General features: G+C 63.8%; 1 protein-coding gene. It reads left to right on the top strand.

Annotated elements, in window-relative coordinates; all coding sequences use genetic code 11:
* Nucleotides 1-279: 279 nt before the first annotated feature.
* Nucleotides 280-561 (top strand): pyridoxamine 5'-phosphate oxidase family protein (locus tag MBTS_RS22905; RefSeq protein ID WP_192216567.1); only part of this gene is annotated, 282 nt, incomplete at its 3' end.

Below are 561 nucleotides of genomic sequence, written 5' to 3'. Positions count from 1 at the left end.
AAATCGTGACCGCCGATCCGCACGCCGGGACCGAAGCGGACCTGCGCCGCGACGGGCGCGGTGAGGACGGGGAGGGCGCAGGCCGCACCCATGAGCAGGTTAAGGAGGAACAGGCCTGGAATTCCCCGGGTCGGGATGGGCAAAGACATTCTTCCTCTTCTCCGAACGGCGCTGAACCAAGCGAGCCCTGGCCCGTTGTGAGTGCAGCCTTCAGGGCCGGCCCGCGACCGGGAGCGCCGCGCCCCGATACGGACGACAGACCTTCAGGAGACCATGTTCATGCATCAAGGCAACCACCGCGACCACGAGGGCGCGAAGAAGCTGTTCGATCTCGTCAAGGATATCAAGGTCGCGATGATGACCACGGCGGATCAGGACGGGAAGCTCTACAGCCGCCCGATGTGGAGCCAGGACATCGACGAGAACGGCGACATCTGGTTCTTCACCAAGCTGCACACGCCCAAGACCGCGGAGATCGGCAAGGACAATCAGGTCAACCTCGCCTATTCCGACCCGTCGAGCCAGACTTACGTCTCCATCGCCGGCAAGGCCGAGATCGTC

The organism is Methylobacterium bullatum (assembly GCF_014845095.1).
GTDB lineage: Bacteria > Pseudomonadota > Alphaproteobacteria > Rhizobiales > Beijerinckiaceae > Methylobacterium > Methylobacterium bullatum.
Note: the sequence above shows the minus strand (reverse complement) of the source record. Positions and strands in the feature narration are given on the sequence as shown.